The sequence below is a fragment of the Limnohabitans planktonicus II-D5 genome (assembly GCF_001270065.2).
Classification (GTDB): domain Bacteria; phylum Pseudomonadota; class Gammaproteobacteria; order Burkholderiales; family Burkholderiaceae_C; genus Limnohabitans_A; species Limnohabitans_A planktonicus.
Genome location: NZ_LFYT02000009.1, coordinates 128,908 through 145,067, shown reverse-complemented (window position 1 = coordinate 145,067; position 16,160 = coordinate 128,908). Strand labels below are relative to the sequence as shown.

Sequence of the window (16,160 nt, the reverse complement as noted above, 5' to 3'; positions counted from 1 at the left end):
AAAAGTCGGACTCTTCGAGTGCCGACCTACGGATTCATGCTGTAGGTCGGCGGTCGCAGACCCCGACATGGGGCCTGCGCCGAAGCGGGAAAACTTCAATCTTGCACCTTGTGGGAGCCAGCCCTGCTGGCGATCAGACGCATGTGGACCACAGGCTTTTCGCTTGCAGGGCAAGCTCCCACAAAATCCTCCCAAGGGGCAACACTCGGCTCAGGGGCCTGCGCCGAAGCGGGCAAACGTCGGACTCTTCGAGTGCCGACCTACGGATGCATGCTGTACGTCGGCGGTCGGAGACCCCGACATGGGGCCTGTGCCGAAGCGGCCAGACGTCGGACTCTTCGAGTGCCGACCTACGGGTGCATGCTGTAGGTCGGCGGTCGCAGACCCCGACATGGGGCCTGCGCCGAAGCAGCCAAACGTCGGACTCTTCGAGTACCGACCTACGGGTGCATGCTGTAGGTCGGCGGTCGCAGACCCCGACATGGGGCCTGTGCGAAGCGGGAAAACTTCAATCTTGCACCTTGTGGGAGCCAGCCCTGCTGGCGATCAGACGCATGTGGACCACAGGCTTTTCGCTTGCAGGGCAAGCTCCCACAAAATCCTCCCAAGGGGCAACACTCGGCTCAGGGGCCTGTGCCGAAGCGGGCAGACGTCGGACTCTTCGAGTACCGACCTACGGATTCATGCTGTAGGTCGGCGGTCGCAGACCCCGACATGGGGCCTGGCCGAAGCGGGCAAACGTCGGACTCTTCGAGTACCGACCTACGGATCCATGCTGTAGGTCGGCGGTCGAAGACCCCGACATGGGCCTGTGCATCCCCCACCATGTCGGACTCGAAGATGCAGATTTGCAATGACATTCGAAAAAGACGCCCAGGTTTCTTTGTCGTCCCAGGTCTGCTGGCGATCAAGTGGTGGCTCTGCGACTGTCGATTGATAATGGGCACCCCATTTCACCAGGACCGAGCAACGTGAGCACCATCGCCGTCATCGACTTTGAGACCACCGGGATTTCTCCCAATATGGGCGACCGCGCCACCGAGGTGGCAATTGTGTTGCTGGAAAACGGTCAGGTGGTCGACCGTTATCAGAGCCTGATGAACGCCGGGGTGCGGGTGAACAGTTTCATCACGCAGCTCACGGGCATCACCAACGAGATGGTGCAGGCAGCGCCAGCTGCCGAGCAGGTGATGCGCGAGGCGGCTCGCTTTGTGGGCGGGCGGCCCATGGTGGCGCACAACGCGGCCTTTGACAAAAAGTTCTGGCAGGCCGAGCTGGCCCGTTGCGGGCAAGACGGCGGGCACGCCTTTGCCTGCACTTTGCTGCTGTCGCGCCGCCTTTACCCGCAAGCGCCCAACCACAAGCTGGGCACGCTGGCGGCGCTGCACCATTTGCCGTCGTCAGGCCGGGCCCACCGGGCCTTGGCCGATGCCGAGATGGCCGCGCATTTGCTGGCGCAGATGCAGCACGACCTGAAAACCCGCTACGGCTGCGCGCAAACCGACCATGCTTTGCTGATGGGCTTGCAGCGCACCAGCCGCCACATGGTGGGGCCGTATTTGAAGCAGCGCACAGGTGGCCCTGGATCTTCGTAGGTCGGCACCTTCAGGTCCGACATGGTGTGTGTTGCCGCAGAGTTTGGCGGGGGCTGAATGGCGCAAACTAAGTCGCAATCAAAGTCGCAAAAATATCCGCATGATTTGGTAAATATCCTTGCATGACATAGACTTGCGTCTTATGTCAAAGTCGCAAAAATTTCAGCTTAATGACCATCCTGCGCAGATGGAGCCCCTGTTGCCTTCCGAGCACCGGATGGGCCCCCTGCTGGAGCGTGCGTATGACCTGATCCGCAAGGCGGACCGTTTGTCGGGCTGGTGCCCAAGCGGGGCCTTGCCGGGGCTGCGTTCGTCTTTGCGGGCCATGAACTCGTATTACTCCAACAAAATTGAAGGGCAGCACACTTTGCCTTTGGAGATCGAGCAGGCCCTGCGCAATGATTACGCGCAAGATGCTGACAAAGCGCGCCGCCAGCGCATGGCGCTGGCCCACATGGCCACCGAAGCGCAGCTGGAGGCGCTGTGGCCTGCATGGGACGCCGCGAAAGTCTGGTCGGTGCAAACGGTTTGCGATATCCACCAGGATTTGTTCGCCCGATTGCCCGAGGCCGATCGCGCCATCGAATCACCTGGGGGCGTGCAAACCTTGCAGCCCGGTGCCCTGCGGGAGCGCGAGGTGAGCGTGGGCCGCCATGCCGCCCCGGCCACTGCAGTTTTGCCTGCGTTTTTGTCGCGTTGGACCAGCGTTTATTCGGGCGTCAGGCGGGGCGAATTGCAGTTGGTCGCCATGGCCGCAGCGCACCAGCGCCTGGCCTGGATTCACCCTTTTGCCGACGGCAATGGCCGCGTGGTTCGGCTGCACAGCCATTTGGTGTTGGGCCACATGGGCCTGACCAACGGTTTGTGGTCGCCATTGCGGGGCTTTCCCCGCACACACGAAGCCTACTACGCCAACTTGGCCGCAGCCGATGAACCCCGGGCAGGCGATCTGAATGGCCGTGGCAACCTGACCGAGTCGGGTTTGATTCGCTGGATCGATTACGTACTGGGCGTGTGCATGGACCAAGTCGACTTGATGTCGGGCTTGCTGTCGCTTGATGGCATGAAGGACCGCATGGCGGCTTGTTTGGCTTACGAGGAAAACGTGGTCAAGCAAGGCGTACGCGCCGAGGCTTTGCGGGCGCTGCATTACCTGTTTGCGTCGCAGGCCGAATTGGATCGGGCCGACTTCAAAGCCATGCTGGGTTTGGGCGAACGCTTGGCAACGGCGCAGGTGTCGGCTTTGCTCAAACGGGGCTTGCTGGAAAGTGATTCACCCTACGGCAAGCTGCGCCTGGGCGTGCCGCAGCACGCGCTGCGCTTTTATTTTCCAAGTTTGTGGCCGGAGGCCGAGGCGCAGGGCTGAACGCGACTCACATTCACCCCAAGCCCAGCGGAAGCGCCGTTTTGTAGCGCACGGCCACGCGCAGCAGGGAGTTGCAGCCACGCAGGCAGGGCCATGGCCCTGCCGGTATTCGGTGTGCCGGTGTTCACCCAACCCTGTGGGGGCATTCAAGCGTCGTCATGGCCTGCAGCATTTGAAACAACCGTCATAATTGCAAGCATGAACAGCAAGCAGATCAAAACACTGGCTGCTATTTTTGCAAAGCCAACAACGGCAAACCTTGAATGGGCGCGCATTGAATCGCTGCTGGTGGCTGTGGGCTGCACAGTGATCGAGGGCAACGGATCGCGCGTGAAGTTTTGCCATGGCTCGACGATCGCCAGTTTTCACCGTCCCCACCCAGCCAAAGAGGCCAAGGCCTACCAAGTCGACGATGCCCGAAATTTTCTGATCCTGATAGGAGTCACACCATGAGCACCATGACATTCAAAGGCTACACGGCCCGCATCGAGATTGATGCACGCGACAACATACTTGTTGGGCGCTTGCTGGGGCTGCGCGACGTGGTGGGCTTTCATGCCAACGATGTGGCTGGTTTGCGCGCAGCGTTTGAAGAGGCCGTTGACGATTACATCGATGCCTGCGCAAAAATCGGCAAAACACCAGAAAAGCCTGCCAGTGGAAAGCTGATGCTGAGGGTTGCGCCCGAGGTGCACAGCGCAGCACTGATCGCCGCTCAAGCCAGCGGCGTGAGTTTGAACCAATGGGCTGGCAAGGTCTTGCAACAGGCTGCGGCGCAAAGATGAAGTGGGGTGCTGCACGCGTCAGCTTTGAGGCCGAGGCGAAGGGCTGAAAGCCCTTCACCTTCACCCTCACCCTCACCCCAAACCCAGCGGCAGCGCCGTTTTGTAGCGCACCTGCTTGAGCGCAAAACTGGAGCGGATTTTTTCCACCCCCGGAATCGGTGAGAGCTGCTCCAGGATGAAGCGCTCCAGCGCTGCCATGTCGCGCACGGCCACGCGCAGCAAATAGTCGCTGTCGCCGGTCATCAAATAGCACTCCATCACTTCGTCGTGCCGGGCGATGTGCGCCTCAAAGTCGGCCAGGGTTTCCTTGCTTTGGGTCTTGAGGCTGATGGAGATGAACACCGTGAGGCCCAGCCCCAGCGCCGCCGCGCTGGCCAGCGCCACGTAGCGCTGGATCACGCCGTTGCTCTCGAGTGCCTTGACGCGGGCCAGGCACGGCGAGGGCGACAGGCCGATGCGTTTGGCCAGCGTCACGTTGGACAGCGAACCGTCACGCTGCAGTTCGTCGAGTATCTTCAAATCCACGTTGTCCAGGATCATGTGCTGAAATTCCATTTAATTCGGCATATTGTGCTTTAAATGAAGGATATGGTGGCTTGAATAGGCAGCACATGCGCCGCGCTGCCCGGTACAGTCAAATGCATGAACGCACCTTTTGAACCCCTCTTGCACGCGCTGTCACACCCCCACGATTTGGACCACGAAGAAACCGCCGAATGGCGCGAGGCTTTGCTGGCTCTGATCGGCACCCAAGGCCCAGCGCGTGCCCGCCAGATTCTGGACGAGCTGGCCGTCGTGGCGCGCCAACAGCGCACGGGCTGGCAGCCCGAGCTGAACACGCCTTATATGAACACCATCGCGGTCGATGACCAGCCCGTGTTCCCCGGCGACTTGGCCACCGAAGAGCGGCTGGTGGCCATCATGCGTTGGAACGCGCTGGCCATGGTGGTGCGCGCCAACCAGGCCTATGGCGAGTTGGGCGGGCACATCGCCAGTTACGCCAGCGTGGCCGATTTGTTCGAGACCGGCTTCCACCACTTCTTTCATGCGCGCACCGAGCAACACCGGGGCGACTTGGTGTTCTTTCAGCCGCACAGTGCACCCGGCGTTTACGCCCGCGCTTTTCTCGAAGGGCGCCTCACCGAGGCGGACCTGATGCATTACCGCCAAGAGATCACCGCACCCGACAGCGGCGCACGCGGTTTGTCGAGCTACCCGCACCCTTGGCTGATGCCCGACTTTTGGCAGTTCCCCACGGGCTCGATGGGTTTGGGGCCGATCAGCTCGATCTACCATGCGCGCTTCATGCGCTACCTGACGCACCGCCAGCTGCAAGACTGCAGCGCCCGCAAGGTGTGGGGCGTGTTTGGTGACGGCGAGATGGACGAGCCCGAGAGCATGAGCGCCTTGACCTTGGCCGCGCGAGAAAAACTCGACAACCTGGTGTGGGTGGTCAACTGCAATTTGCAGCGCCTAGACGGCCCGGTGCGCGGCAACGGCCGCATCATCGACGAGCTTGAAAAGCTGTTTGCCGGTGCGGGCTGGAACGTGATCAAGCTGGTCTGGGGAAGCGACTGGGATGGCCTGCTGGCGCGCGACACCTCGGGCGCTTTGCTGCGCGCTTTTGCCAACACGGTGGACGGCCAAATGCAGACCTTTGCCGCCAAGGACGGGCGCTACAACCGCGACAACTTCTTTGGCCAAAACGAAGAGCTGGCGCGGCTGGCGCAGGGCATGACCGACGAGCAGATTGACCGGCTCAAGCGCGGTGGCCACGACATCGTGAAGATCCACGCCGCTTATGCCGCAGCAGCCGCGCACCGTGGCCAACCCACCGTGATCTTGGCGCACACCAAAAAAGGCTTTGGCATGGGCAGCGCGGGCCAAGGCAAGATGACCACGCACAGCCAAAAGAAGTTCGACGAGCAAGACCTCATCGACTACCGCAACCGCTTTGACCTGCCGCTGAGCGACGAGCAGGCCAAGGGCTTGGCGTTCTACAAACCCGCCGACGACAGCGCCGAGATGCGCTACCTGCGCGAACACCGCGCCCGCTTGGGTGGCAGCTTGCCCAAACGCGAGACGGTGTGTGACCGTTTGCCTGTTCCTGCCCTCAGCAGTTACGGTCAGTTTGCGCTGCAGGCCGACGGCAAAGAGATGAGCACCACCATGGCCTTTGTGCGCATGCTGGGCAACCTGCTCAAAGACACGCAACTCGGCCCGCGCATCGTGCCGATCGTGGCCGACGAGGCGCGGACATTCGGTATGGCCAACCTGTTCAAGCAGGTGGGCATTTACAGCAGCGTGGGCCAGCGCTACGCGCCCGAAGACATCGGCTCGGTGCTGAGTTACCGCGAAGCCACCGACGGCCAGATTCTGGAAGAAGGCATCAGCGAAGCGGGCGCGATCGCCAGCTGGACGGCGGCGGCCACCAGCTACAGCGTGCACGGCTTGGCCATGCTGCCCTTTTATATTTATTACTCGATGTTCGGCTTTCAGCGTGTGGGCGACGCCATTTGGGCGGCGGCCGACCAACGCGCCCGGGGCTTTTTGTTGGGTGCGACCTCAGGCCGCACCACCTTGGGCGGCGAAGGCCTGCAACACCAGGACGGCAGCAGCCATTTGGTGGCGGCCACCATCCCCAACTGCAAGGCGTACGACCCGGCGTTTGCGGGCGAGCTGGCAGTGATTCTGGACGCGGGCATGCGCGAGATGGTCGAGCGGCAAGCCGACGTGTTTTATTACGTGACCCTGATGAACGAGAACTACGCCCAGCCCGACTTGCCTTTGGGCGTGGAGGCCGATGTGCTGCGCGGGGGGTATTGCTTTGGCGTGTACGGCCCCAGCGATGCGGCCCAGCGTGTGACCTTGCTCGGCTCTGGTGCGATCTTGACCGAAGTGGTCAAAGCCGCGCAGCAATTGGCCGCACAAGGCGTGGGCGTGGAGGTGCTGAGCATCACCAGCTGGAGTGAGTTGGCGCGAGACGGCATGGCGCTTGAGCGTCTGGCTGATGGGGCTCAGGCGGTGGGTGTTGGTCTTGGTTCTGCTGGTGCTGTCAGTGGCCCATGCAGCGGACATTTGGCAACCTTGTTGTCAACCACTCAAGGCCCCGTGATCGCCGCCACCGACTACGTGCGCGCCGTGCCCGAGAGCGTGCGCGCCTTCGTGCCCGAAGGCCGCCGCTACAGCACGCTGGGCACCGACGGCTTTGGCCGCAGCGACACACGGGCTGCGCTGCGCCGCTTCTTTGCGGTGGACGCAGACAGCATTGCGCAAGCGGCATTGAGGGCGTTGGCCGCTTAACTCGACATTCAGCGCAGTGCGCCGAGACCCCTATTGATCCGGCCCCTTGAAGTCTTGAACAACAGGTAAGGGATCGTTTTTTGTAGCCCACCCCTGTGGGCGATGGGCGTGGAACACGCCTTGCAAACCATCGCCCACAGGGTGGGCTCTTACAAAGACAACCATATCGGCATGCTCGGCACCAACGAGGGTCATTCAAACTTCATCGGGCCGGATGAATAGGTCTAAATCTTGGTTGACGCGTGGTATCAATAATGGCACCATAATAGCCATGGCACAAATCGAAAAAATTCTGGAGATGATGCGCCGGGAACCGGGCAATGTCAGCTTCAATGACTTCAAGAAGGTGTGTGTGTCCTACTTCGGCAAGCCAAGGCAAGACGGAAGCAGCCACGCCATTTTCAAGACACCTTGGCCAGGCGATCCACGCGTCAACATCCAGAACGCCAAAGGCAAGGCAAAGCCTTATCAAGTCAGACAAGTGCTTCAAGCGATCGAAAAATTAGGCAGTCCATCATGAACATTCAACACTACACCTACCGCGTGACATGGTCGCCAGAAGATGGCGAGCATGTGGGCTTGTGCACCGAGTTCGCTTCCCTGAGCTGGTTGGCAAAAACGCCCGAAGCTGCGCTCAAAGGCATTCAAAAGTTGGTGGGTGAGGTCGTTGCCGACATGCTGTCGAATGGCGAGCCCGTCCCGGTGGCGCTGGCCGACAAAAGCTACAGCGGTGAGTTCCGTGTCCGCATTCCGCCGCTTGTTCACCGCAATCTGGCACTGTTGGCTGCCGAACAGGGCGTCAGCCTGAACCGCCTTGCCAGCGCAAAGTTGGCGGCCTGAACAAGCCAGTGTCTACCCGACATGAAGTTCGGGTAAAGCTAGCCCACCCTTAATCCGTTGTCCCTACACCCCCTCGGAGTTGCCTCATGCTCGACCCGCAAGCCCAAGCCCTGATGACTTTGTTGAGCGAAAAGGGCATCCCGCCGGTCTACACGCAAACACCCGCCGAGGCGCGGTCCTCTTACCGGGCGCGGCGCACTTTCACCCAGCCCGATGCGCCCGAGGTGGGGCGGGTGCAAGACCTGTCGTTCAAGCATTCGGGTGTGGACATCGCCGTGCGCGTGTACCACCCGGCCGGGGCCACCCAGGCCATGCCCGCCTTGGTGTACCTGCATGGCGGCGGCTGGACGATTGGCGACTTGGACACACACGATGTGCTGTGCCGCAGCCTGTGCCAGCAAGCCCATGGCGTGGTGGTGGCGGTGGATTACCGGATGGGGCCAGAGCACAAATTTCCGGCGGCCTATGACGATGCGGTGGCCGCCTGGCAGTGGGTGGCTTCGCAAGCAGCGGCTTTGGGCATTGACCCGGCACGTATCGCCATTGGCGGCGACAGCGCGGGGGGCAATCTGGCCGCTGCGGCCTGCCTGGGCTTGCGTGACTTGGGCCTCAAGCCGGTGCTTCAGTTGTTGATTTACCCCAGCACCCTCATGGCCCCAGAGACCGCCTCGTACCAGACCAACGGTCAAGGCTACATGCTCACGCGCGAGTCCATGGCCTGGTATTCGGGCAACTACTTGCGTGGGCCACAAGACGCTCAGGATTGGCGTGCTTCGCCCCAGTTGGCCACCAGCCATGCCCACTTGCCCCCGGCCTTCGTGCTGACGGCTGGGTTTGATCCTTTGCGCGACGAGGGCCTGATGTATGCCGATGCGCTGACCCAGGCGGGCGTGTCCTCGCAATACATCTGCTTTGAACGGCAAATCCATGGCTTCATCACCATGGGCCGGGTGCTGCAAGAGGCCAACACGGCGGTGGCTTTGTGTGCGCACGCTTTGCGCACCGCTTGGGCTTGAGTCTGCAAGCCGCTGCGCCCGCGGTTCAGGCCTCGATGACGGCCAGGTAAGCCTGCCGGGTTTCAGGGCTGACCGCTTGGAGCGCTTGCTCGTAACGGGTTTGGTGCCGGGCCACCATGCGTGCCGAGGCGATGGTCTTGGATTTGCAAAACCAGTGGCAGCTGTGCTGCATGAGGAACATTTCCCCCATCAGGCGAAACGCGCGTTCCTTCAGGGTCAAGCCCTGCGCGTTGTCAACCGCCTGAGCTATGCCTTTGGCGTGCGTCTCCAGCATCCTGCGCATGTCAATAGTGGCCTTGGGGGAGAGTTGGTCCACAAACGGCAGCGCAATCTTGAAGGCGCGTGTGGCAGGGGCTGGCAGTTTGGCGAAGGCCTGGGCCAGATTTTGAAAGTCTGCGGCCAGCTGCTGCTCGGCCTGTTCTTGCAATTGCAAAATTTGCGTTTGCCGCGCCAGGTCGCTTTCGCCCAGTGCGCGCATGTAGGCGCTGGTCAGCTGCTCCATGTGTTTTTCAATCTGGTAGGGGCGCAATTGTTCGGCCAGCAAGGCGGTGCGCTGGCGCTGACCACGGGCATTGAGCCAGTGAACGCCCAAGCCCAGCAGCAAGAACAAACTGAATAATTCCATACGAATGTGACCTCATGGCCCAAGAGGCCGAAGCCCAGAGTGTAAAGAGCCCCAAGCCCGTTTCGAGGCCGCACTCAAAAACACAAGGATGTGACATGTCTGTGACGCAGATCATGCCTGTCGAGGTTTTGGAGAGACGACTCTAAAGAACAGCTTGACCCTTGTTTCAGTTCAGAGGGGGTGTTCAAATTGCTGCATTGCAACAAAACTTCCAAAAAGGAAAAAACCATGAACTTCAATGCTGAACAATTCGCCGCCACCCAACAAGCCAACCTAGCCGCTGCTGCTGACCTGTCGCAAACCGCTTTCGCCGGTTTCGAGCGCCTGGTCGAGCTGAACATGGCCGCTGGCAAAGCCGCTGTGGGTGAGTCTTTCGCCAACATGCAAGCCATGATCGCTGCCAAGACCCCCCAGGACCTGCTGGCCGTGCAAGCTGCTTTGGTGCAGCCTGCTTTCGAAAAGTCGGTGTCTTATGGCCGTCACCTGGCTGAAATCGCTCAAAGCACCGGCGGCGAGTTCACCAAAGCCGTCGAAAGCAAAATGGCCGAGTCCGAGCAAGCTGTCAAAAGCCTGGTTGAAAACAGCCTGAAAAACGCCCCCGCCGGTTCTGACGCCGCTGTGGCCGTGATCAAAAGCGCTTTCGAAGCCAGCCAAAACGCCGCTGAAACCCTGAAAAAAGTGGCCAAGCAAGCCGCTGACAGCGCAGAGTCCAACCTGAAGGCCGCTACTGCCCAAGCCGAAGCTTCGGTCAAAGCCGCCATGAGCAAGGCCAAAGCCAAGGCTTGAGCCTTCGCGCAATGAGCGCCCCTGTTGGGGCGCTTTCTACAATCAAGGGCGTCTTCGGACGCCTTTGTTGTTATTGGAATTGCGATGAATCCTGCTTTGGCTCAGCCGTCACCCCCTGCACTGCACATCGCCGGTGGCGTGGCCACCATCACCTTGAACCGTCCGGCGCAGCGCAACCGGCTGGAAAACGGCGATCTGCAAACTTTGTTGACCCAGTTCGAGGCCATCGACCGCAACCCCGAGGTGCGCGTGCTGGTGCTGACGGCCAACACCGCCGGTCAGCTCAAGCCGGTGTTTTGTGCGGGTTATGACATCGGCGGTTTCAAGGAGCCCGGACAGGGCGCCACGGCGTTTGAAAAAGTGCCCGAAGCGCTGACCGTGCTGCGGCCCATCACCATTTGCGCGCTCAACGGCAGTGTTTACGGCGGTGCCACCGACGTGGTGCTGGCCTGCGACCTGCGTGTGGGGCTGCAAGGCATTGAGTGGCGCATGCCCGCCACGGCCCTGGGGTTGCATTACTACCCCAGCGGCTTGCAGCGCTACATCAGCCGCTTTGGGGTGGCGGCTGCCAAGCGGGCATTTCTGACCGCCCGGCCTTTCAACTGGCAACAACTGGAGCGGCTGGGTTTGTTTGAAGCTTTTGTCAGCGTCGATGAGTGGTCGGACACGCTGCAGGCGCTGACCGAAGACATTCTGGCCCTGGCCCCGCTGGCTGCTCAGGAAACCAAAAAATCCCTGAATGAAATCGCTGCAGGCCATATGGACTGGCCCACCTTGCGCGCCCGTGAAGCGCTGACCAGCACCAGCGCAGACTTCGCCGAAGGCCGCGCCGCCTTTGCCGAGCGCCGCAAGCCGGTGTTCGTGGGGCGTTGAAAAAGTGGACGCCGCCGCTCTCTGACGAGTGTCGCAAGAGATGAGTTCGGCGCGACCCGTTGGGTCGCAGGGGTAATATCTGCCCTGGTTTCACGTCGCTGACCTCTATCTACCCTTCGAGCCATGTTGTTGCGAATCACATTTTTCATGCTCTGGATCTGGGGCAACTTGTTGCACGGTGCGTGGGCAGTCGCGTCCACCGGTACGCCTGCCGATACGTCTGCCAGTGCTTTGCAATGGGCGCTGCCCGTGGAAGCCAATCCCGACAAGCCTTTGACTCAGACGAAATTCTCTGGCCCCAGGCCCGGGCTGTGGCTGGAGGTCAATGCCTTGCAAAAAGTGCTGGTGCCAGCAGATGGCACCTTGCTGTACGCGGGGGGGCTTTCATCGTCACAAACGGGTTTTGTCATCGGACACCCGAACGGCTGGATATCCCTGATTGCGTCGCCCATGTCCTGGGAGCGAACCGCAGGCATTGCGGTGGGCGCTGTGGTGCGTCAAGGCCAGGAATTGGCCGTGGTGCGTGGTGGACGTGCAGAAATTTTGCGGCAGTTGAATTGGTCGGTCTTCAAGTTGGACGAAGCGCCTTTGCGTCAGGAATTGATGGCGTTGGTGCCTGACGCGGGTGAAGCCGCAGCCGCGATTCGAGACCTGTTGTTTGCGCGCTTGTTGCAATTGCCAGCGGTGAATGCGAAGGGCTTGCTGGGCTTGGGAAGCTTGCAATTGGGTTTGAATGCCGGCAACAACCTGGAAGATTGCACGGTTCGATTTGTGGGTGTGCAGATGCCCTGCCGGTCCGCTGAACAACAAGATTTCCTGTTGCCCGTGGGGGTTCATAAACTCGAAGTGCAAAGCGGGCGTGTATTTAAAAGCACCAACACCACGGTACATTTCATCTCATTAACAGACACCATTGTCCAGAACATTGAAAAGGACGATCGCAACAACTATCTGGCGACTGCTTATGCGATAGATCGCAGCGAACTGAAAGCGGACTCATCTGATAGCCAGGCACAGGCACAGGCACAGGCACAGGCACAGGCGCTCAAACTGGAGCAAGACCGGCAAGTGGCCGCAGCCGAGAACCTGAAGCGCCAAAAGGAGGCCGAAACCTTGGCCCAAGCTCAGGCGCTCAAACTCGAGCAAGACCGGCAATTGGCCGCAGCCGAGAACCTGAAGCGCCAAAAAGAGGCCGAAGCCTTGGCGCAAGCTCAGGCGCTCAAACTCGAGCAAGACCGGCAACTGGCCGCTGCCGAGAGTCTGAAACGCCAAAAAGAGGCCGAAGCCTTGGCAAAAGCTCAGGCGCTCAAACTCGAGCAAGAACGGCAACTGGCCGCAGCCGAGAATCTGAAGCGCCAAAAGGAGGCCGAAGCCTTGGCAAAAGCTCAGGCGCTCAAACTCGAGCAAGACCGGCAACTGGCCGCTGCCGAAAGCCTGAAACGTCAAAAGGAGGCCGAAGCCTTGGCTCAGGAACGATTGGCGCAAGAGGCGCGGCAACGTGATGCGCAGGAAATCTTGCGGGTGAATGCGGAGCTGTCCAAACTCAAAGAGCAACTGAGCCAGATCCAGGCGCAGAAGGCCCCTGCGCTGGATGTGCCCGTCTCGGCCAATGACGCACGCACGGGCATGCGCCGAGCACTGATCATGGGCAATGACGCCTACAAAGAGGTTGCGGTCCTGCAAAACGCACGCTCAGACGCCCGTGCCATGAGCAAGACCTTGGGACGCTTGGGTTTTGAGGTGTCGACCCATCTGGATTTGACCGAGCGTGGCATGAAAGAGGCCATCCGCACATTCAAGTCACAAATTCGCGGTGGTGATGAGGTCGTCGTCTTTTTTGCAGGGCACGGGGTGCAATTGGGGGCGACCAATTACCTGCTGCCCGTCGATATCCGTGGACAGTCAGAAGACCAGGTGCGCGATGAGGCCATTCCACTGCAACGACTTCTGGATGATTTTCAGGACACCAAGGCGCGGTTTGCCTTGGCCATCATTGATGCTTGCCGTGATAACCCTTTCAAAACAGCCGGTCGGGCCATCGGCGGGCGAGGGCTGGCTTCCACCTCTGCTGCAACAGGTCAGATGGTGATGTTTTCAGCGGGCACCGGCCAGCAAGCGCTGGACCGTCTGGGGCCGCAAGACCGTGAGCCCCATGGCTTGTTCACACGGGTGCTGCTCAAGGAAATTGACAAACCCGGCGTTTCCATTGAGCGATTGGTGCGAAACGTGCGCAACGAAGTGGCGCGGCTTTCAAAGACCGTGGGGCATGAACAAGTGCCCGCTGTCTACGACCAAACCCTGGGCGATTTCTTTTTTCGCCCCTGAGGCTGGACCGCTTCTTTTGTCTTGGGTTGGAGTTCGTCAGCCCTTGGTTCGACCTGCCGACCAGGCCGTGCCCATGGAGGCGGTCATCACCAACGCAATGGCCAGCCCTTGCAGCAGCGTCAGGTGTTCGGACAGCACCAGCCAGCCCGCAAGTGCGCCCACGGCGGGCTCCAGGCTGAGCAAAATGCTGAAGGTGTTTTTGGGCAGGTGGTTGAGCGAGAACATCTCCAGTGCATAGGGGATAGCGCTTGACAACAAGGCCACCGCGAGCCCCGCGACCAACCAGCGAGGGTCGAGCAAGGCGGCACCCGCATGAAAAATGCCCACCGGAGCCACCACCAAAGCCGCCGCCAACATGCCCATGGGCGTGGCCAAGGCACCGTAGCGCAGCGCCACGCGCTGACCAAACACGATGTAAAGCGCCCAGCAAATGCCCGCAGTGAAGGCGAAGAACATGCCCATCGGGTCGAGCGCCGTGGCCGCATCAGCCCCGGGCAGGGGCAGCAACAAGGCCAGGCCCACCACCGCCAAGGTCACCCACAGCCAGTCGCTGGCTTTTTTGGAGGTCCAGACGGCCACGGCCAGCGGTCCGGTGAACTCGATGGCAATGGCCACGCCAAAGGGGATGGTCTTGATCGAGCTGTAAAACAGCAGGTTCATCACGCCCAGGGTGATGCCGTACAGGCCCAACGGCAGTGCATCGGCCCAGACCCAGCGCCGTCGCCAAGGCCGAAAAACCGCCATCAGCATCATGGTGGCAAAGACCAAACGGTAAGCGGTAGTGCCCTCAGCGCCCAAAGCAGGGAACAGGCTTTTGGCAAACGAGGTGCCGACCGCCAAGGACACCAGGCTGACCAACAAGGCCAGGACGGCCCACAAACGCAGGTTCATGGGGCACCTCTTTCTGCGATATCCAGCACGATGGGCTGGCCATGCGGGGTGCGTTCGGCCGCCTCGGCCCAAGCGTGTTCCAGCTCGTGAATTTGCTCAGGCGTGCCCAGCTGGCGCTCGATCACCAATTGTTCGAGCGCGTTGAGCCAGTGGGTGTAGTACAGGCTGCCGTCGTCGGCTTCGCCGCGCACTTGGCCCGCACGGATTTCGTGGGTCAAGGCGGTGGCCCATTCGGGCCAGGTGAAAACGCCTTTGTCGTGCAGCTGCAAGGTGATGGCAAAGGCGTGGGCCTGCCAGGGTTCTTCAAACACCGCGCCATTGTTGGCGGTGGCGGGCATGGGAAAGCCGTCGCCGCAGGCTTGGGCCAGATCGTTCAGGGTGGTGGTCATTCAGGTGCTGCCTCTGATGCAGGTTCCAGATAAGACTCCCAGGCGTCCACGCTGACTTGGTGGCCGGCTTCGGCTTGCGGGCCCCACAGTTCGGTGCCATCAAACACCACGGTGTAAAGGTGCTCGGCTGTGCCGTCAAAAGGCGGCAGCATTTTGTTGACATGCTGGTCGGGCAATACGTGGCTGCCGTGGTGCAGCACCACGGTGCCCACATGGCCGCGCACATAGCGCGGCAAGCGGGTGTGGCCTTGGGGGTTGAGGTTCAGGGCCCGCACGCGCTGGCCCACGGCAAAGCGGGGGGCTTGCGTGCTGGGGCGGTCGGCCGGGCTGCCTTTGGCCAAGGCTGCGTCCACCTCAGCGGCTTTGAGTACCCGCACGCCCGCCATGGGCTGCGTGATCGGCTGGCCTTGGGCCAGTTCTTCGGCCGTGATCAGTCCGCGCTCGATCAGCAGGTTTTGCAGGGCCTGGGTCCAGATGGCGTAGTAAGGGCCTTGCACATAGTCCAGCGGGGGCAAAGATTCGCGGGCCGAGCGGGCCAGGTCGATGTTCCACAGGCCGCTGGCACCCATGGCCACCGTCACGCCCAAGGCGCGGCGCTCCCACTCGCCGTGAAACAGTGGCTCGTTGGCTTGGATCTGAACCGGGCCATAGCCTTGCAGGCCACCCATGTCGTGCAGGCCGTTCATGGGGCCTCCTTGGTGATGTCTTGAGGGTTCAGGGCCAAACCGGTGCCGATCATGGCGTCTCGGGTGACCAGTTGGGCCAGTTGTTCTTGGCTCCAGCCCTCGGTGCCTGCGGGGCGCTCGGGCAGCACCAGGTAGCGCACTTCGGCAGTCGAGTCCCAAACGCGGATGTTTTGGCCCGGCGGCAGGGTCACCCCAAAGTCGGCCAGCACGGCACGCGGCTCGATCACGGCGCGTGATCGGTAAGCCGCGCTTTTGTACCAAACCGGGGGCAGACCCAGCACGGGCCAGGGGTAGCAGCTGCACAGGGTGCAAACCACCATGTTGTGCGTGTCGGGGCTGTTGGGCACGGCCACCATGTGCTCGCCCTGGCGGCCGGTGTAGTCCATCGAGGCGATGGCGGCAGTGGCGTCTTGCAGCAGCCAGTCCCGAAAAGCCGGGTCGGCCCAGGCGCGGGCCACCACTTTGGCGCCGTTGTGCGGCCCCACATGCACCTCGTAGGTTTCGATGATGCGGTCCACGGCAGCGGGGTCCAGGTAGCCTTTTTGCGTCAGCAGGGTCTCCAGCGCACGCACCCGCAGGTCCATCTCGCCCAGGGTGCTGTGCGCGTGGTCGTGGTCTTGGTCGTGCACATGACCATGAGGGGCTGTTGATTCTCGTTTCATGGCGTGTCCTGAAGGGTG

The 16,160-nt window shown here is 61.2% G+C and carries 17 protein-coding genes; 11 read left to right on the top strand and 6 right to left on the bottom strand.

What is annotated here, in order from left to right:
• Positions 1-971 precede the first annotated feature (971 nt).
• The 4 genes from H663_RS29970 to H663_RS29955 all read left to right on the top strand — a co-directional run bounded on the left by H663_RS29970 (position 972) and on the right by H663_RS29955 (position 3,746).
• Positions 972-1,595, top strand: a complete 624-nt coding sequence (locus tag H663_RS29970) for a 3'-5' exonuclease (RefSeq protein WP_053169116.1) — start codon at positions 972-974, stop codon at positions 1,593-1,595.
• 187 nt (positions 1,596-1,782) lie between these two features.
• A complete protein-coding gene (locus H663_RS29965; protein ID WP_240620479.1) occupies positions 1,783-2,961 on the top strand; it encodes a Fic family protein in 1,179 nt (392 codons plus the stop codon).
• A gap of 93 nt (positions 2,962-3,054) precedes the next feature.
• Positions 3,055-3,414, top strand: a complete 360-nt coding sequence (locus tag H663_RS29960; RefSeq protein WP_240620478.1) for a type II toxin-antitoxin system HicA family toxin — start codon at positions 3,055-3,057, stop codon at positions 3,412-3,414.
• Positions 3,411-3,746, top strand: a complete 336-nt coding sequence (locus tag H663_RS29955; protein WP_053169110.1) for a type II toxin-antitoxin system HicB family antitoxin — start codon at positions 3,411-3,413, stop codon at positions 3,744-3,746. Before H663_RS29960 ends, H663_RS29955 begins: the two co-directional genes overlap by 4 nt.
• 72 nt (positions 3,747-3,818) lie before the next feature.
• Here H663_RS29955 and H663_RS29950 read toward each other — a convergent pair whose 3' ends face one another.
• Positions 3,819-4,286: an Lrp/AsnC family transcriptional regulator gene (locus H663_RS29950; RefSeq protein ID WP_053169430.1), complete on the bottom strand. Its 468-nt coding sequence runs from the start codon at positions 4,284-4,286 to the stop codon at positions 3,819-3,821.
• A 102-nt stretch (positions 4,287-4,388) separates the two neighbouring features.
• Here H663_RS29950 and mdeB point away from each other — a divergent pair, with 102 nt between their 5' ends.
• From mdeB to H663_RS29930, 4 genes are all read left to right on the top strand, one after another.
• On the top strand, positions 4,389-7,049 hold the full coding sequence (gene mdeB, locus H663_RS29945; RefSeq protein ID WP_053169108.1) for an alpha-ketoglutarate dehydrogenase: 2,661 nt from the start codon (positions 4,389-4,391) through the stop codon (positions 7,047-7,049).
• A 271-nt stretch (positions 7,050-7,320) separates the two neighbouring features.
• Positions 7,321-7,569 (top strand): toxin HicA, encoded by a 249-nt coding sequence (locus H663_RS29940; protein ID WP_053169106.1) that lies wholly within the window; start codon positions 7,321-7,323, stop codon positions 7,567-7,569.
• A complete protein-coding gene (locus tag H663_RS29935) occupies positions 7,566-7,889 on the top strand; it encodes a type II toxin-antitoxin system HicB family antitoxin (protein ID WP_053169104.1) in 324 nt (107 codons plus the stop codon). The genes H663_RS29940 and H663_RS29935 overlap by 4 nt, the downstream gene beginning before the upstream one ends.
• An 86-nt stretch (positions 7,890-7,975) precedes the next feature.
• Positions 7,976-8,905 carry an alpha/beta hydrolase gene (locus H663_RS29930; RefSeq protein ID WP_053169102.1) on the top strand — a complete coding sequence of 310 codons (930 nt, stop codon included), beginning with the start codon at positions 7,976-7,978 and terminating at the stop codon, positions 8,903-8,905.
• A gap of 25 nt (positions 8,906-8,930) precedes the next feature.
• Here the strand turns inward: H663_RS29930 and H663_RS29925 are convergent, their stop codons facing one another.
• Positions 8,931-9,530, bottom strand: coding sequence for a hypothetical protein (locus H663_RS29925; RefSeq protein WP_053169100.1), 600 nt, complete (start codon positions 9,528-9,530; stop codon positions 8,931-8,933).
• Between the two features lie 228 nt (positions 9,531-9,758).
• Between H663_RS29925 and phaP the strand changes: the two genes are divergently transcribed.
• From phaP to H663_RS29910, 3 genes are all read left to right on the top strand, one after another.
• Positions 9,759-10,316 (top strand): TIGR01841 family phasin, encoded by a 558-nt coding sequence (gene phaP / locus H663_RS29920; protein ID WP_053169428.1) that lies wholly within the window; start codon positions 9,759-9,761, stop codon positions 10,314-10,316.
• Between the two features lie 84 nt (positions 10,317-10,400).
• Positions 10,401-11,189 (top strand): enoyl-CoA hydratase/isomerase family protein, encoded by a 789-nt coding sequence (locus H663_RS29915; RefSeq protein ID WP_053169098.1) that lies wholly within the window; start codon positions 10,401-10,403, stop codon positions 11,187-11,189.
• 147 nt (positions 11,190-11,336) lie between these two features.
• Positions 11,337-13,514, top strand: coding sequence for a caspase family protein (locus H663_RS29910; protein WP_165803894.1), 2,178 nt, complete (start codon positions 11,337-11,339; stop codon positions 13,512-13,514).
• A gap of 36 nt (positions 13,515-13,550) precedes the next feature.
• Here the strand turns inward: H663_RS29910 and H663_RS29905 are convergent, their stop codons facing one another.
• From H663_RS29905 to nthA, 4 genes are read right to left on the bottom strand one after another with little or no spacing between them, the layout of a single operon-like run.
• Positions 13,551-14,405: an EamA family transporter gene (locus tag H663_RS29905; protein WP_053169094.1), complete on the bottom strand. Its 855-nt coding sequence runs from the start codon at positions 14,403-14,405 to the stop codon at positions 13,551-13,553.
• Positions 14,402-14,794, bottom strand: a complete 393-nt coding sequence (locus H663_RS29900; protein ID WP_240620477.1) for a nitrile hydratase accessory protein — start codon at positions 14,792-14,794, stop codon at positions 14,402-14,404. The genes H663_RS29905 and H663_RS29900 overlap by 4 nt, the downstream gene beginning before the upstream one ends.
• Complete coding sequence (gene nthB / locus H663_RS29895) at positions 14,791-15,480, bottom strand: nitrile hydratase subunit beta (protein WP_053169091.1); 690 nt, start codon at positions 15,478-15,480, stop codon at positions 14,791-14,793. The genes H663_RS29900 and nthB overlap by 4 nt, the downstream gene beginning before the upstream one ends.
• Positions 15,477-16,142, bottom strand: coding sequence for a nitrile hydratase subunit alpha (gene nthA / locus H663_RS29890; RefSeq protein ID WP_053169089.1), 666 nt, complete (start codon positions 16,140-16,142; stop codon positions 15,477-15,479). Before nthA ends, nthB begins: the two co-directional genes overlap by 4 nt.
• Positions 16,143-16,160: the final 18 nt, after the last annotated feature.